Source organism: Dolichospermum sp. UHCC 0260 (assembly GCF_009711985.1).
Taxonomy (GTDB): Bacteria; Cyanobacteriota; Cyanobacteriia; order Cyanobacteriales; family Nostocaceae; genus Dolichospermum; species Dolichospermum lemmermannii.
In genome coordinates this window covers 1-2,038 of the sequence record NZ_VIKZ01000029.1, presented here as the reverse complement: position 1 = coordinate 2,038, position 2,038 = coordinate 1, and the positions used below count along the sequence as shown (strand labels likewise).

The 2,038-nt window shown below is 35.8% G+C and carries 2 protein-coding genes; both read left to right on the top strand.

The features are described 5' to 3' along the window. Positions 1 to 90 precede the first annotated feature (90 nt). Positions 91 to 531, top strand: coding sequence for a hypothetical protein (locus FJR08_RS12745; protein ID WP_168633413.1), 441 nt, complete (start codon positions 91 to 93; stop codon positions 529 to 531). Between the two features lie 114 nt (positions 532 to 645). After that, positions 646 to 2,038: tetratricopeptide repeat protein (locus FJR08_RS12740; RefSeq protein WP_168633412.1), on the top strand; the 1,393-nt coding region annotated here is incomplete at its 3' end.

The window sequence follows — 2,038 nt, the reverse complement described above, 5'->3', positions numbered from 1 at the left end:
CAAACAACCTCTAAGGTGTAGTGAAGCGTTGACAAAAAAGATGTATCATAAATCATGAGGAGAAAAATGATACCTTAACCAATATTACAAATGGAACCATTAACAACTGGTGCTATTGCTGTTGCGACCGTACTTGCTACCAAAGCATTGGAAAAAATTGGCGAAAACATTGGAGACACTTTATCTCACAAAACTCAGCAGTTTTTAGAATTGTTGAAACAGCGACTACCTGGAACTTTCGCAGCTATTGAACAAGCACCAGAACAACCCCTTAATTATGGTGAAGTTGTACTGGAAATAGAAACCGCAGCGAAAACGGACCCTAATATTAGTCAAGTTATCCAGGAATTAACCCAGTTAGCAGAAACTAACCCACCTAAAAATTTAGCAGAAATTCTCAAAGAGATTCAAGCAGCTTTTGCAAATTCTCAACAACCCCAAGGGACAATTTTTAATCAAAACTTCCAAAAAGCTATGAACGTAGCGCAAAATCAAACAATTGACCAAAGCGGAAACACGATTAATTTTTGACTGGACTCGTCCGACGGGAAACGGACAAAGTTAACTCCCATTAAAGATATACCCTATCGTGGTTCTGTTCATTTTGTCGGACGAGAAACAGAACTGACAACTATCCATGAAGATTTGCGACGGGGAAATTATGTAGCAATAACCGGAATGGGTGGTTTGGGTAAAACTGAATTAGTTACTCAATACGCTAGACAATATCAAGATCATTATGATGGCATAATTTGGTTTAATGCTAGACAACGTATTCTCGCAGCAGAAGTATTTGACCTTTTTACATTTAAATTCGGTTTAGAAATTCCCCAAATTCAGGGAGAAAAGCCGCTAACTCTCCAACAACAGATAGCTTGGTGTTGGTTACAATATCCAGAAACACAAAAACCTGTTTTAATTGTCGTTGATGATTTAACTGATTTAACACAGTTACAGGAAGTTGTTTCCCCAGAAACACGCTTTCGGGTTTTGATAACTACTCGACAACAACATTTAGACCCTAATTCTATTCAAGAACGGCCTTTAGAGGTTCTATCACCACCAATAGCATTAGAACTTTTACAAAAGCAATTGGGAAAAAATCATCAGCGAGTTATCAATGAACCAAAAACCGCTACACAAATATGTGAGTTTTTGGGAAATTTACCTTTGGGGATAATTTTAGTCGGAAGTTATTTAACAACAGACTTGGGACTTTCTCTAACTGAAATGTTAGAACGGTTGCAAAAACGTAAGTTAGCGGAAGCAGCTTTACAAAAAAGAGAAACTATCAATCAAACTCAATTGGGAATTAAAGCCGCTTTTAATTTAACTTGGGAAACATTGGATACTCAAACTCAATATATGGGAGCATTTTTAAGTTTATTTTCTCCTCAGTTGATTTTTTGGGATTTGGTAGTTTGGGTAATTGAGTTTGAAGTAGAGAATGAGGAAAAACAACTAATTTGGACAAATGAAGAATTAACTACCTCTAAAAAAAGACTTTATCAAGTTAACTTTTTACAAACAGGACAAGAATCACCAGAAGCTTATACAATTCATAATTTAGTGCGGTTGTTTTTGCAGGAACAATTAGCAGAAGTTGGAGAAAAGCAGCCAATTCTCGAAAGAACTTTTATTACTCCTATGATAGCCTTTGCTAAAAGACTTCCTCAATCACCCACTTCTGAAGATATTGAAAATGTCAAAACTTTTGTTGTTCATTGGGAAGATTTAGGAAAACGGTTAATATATGAAATTAACCAAGAAACAGCAGCAGCGAATAATTTACCAGTATTTATGGTTGCTGATGAAATCCTTTTGGTATTTACAGGGTTAGGAAGATTTTATGAAGGACAAGGATTATATCAAGAAACAGAATTTTGGTATCAGCAATTGGTAAAAGTTTGTCAAACTTTATTTACAGGCGACCATTCTCATGTTGCTACTAGCTTAAACAAGTTAGCACTTCTTTACCATAACCAAGGAAAATACAGTGAAGCTGAACCTCTTTACCTTGAAGCTTTAGAAATGAGAA

Coding starts and splice junctions, on each gene's coding strand:
- FJR08_RS12745 (WP_168633413.1), top strand. CDS start 91: ATGGAACCATTAACAACTGGTGCTATTGCTGTTGCGACCGTACTTGCT.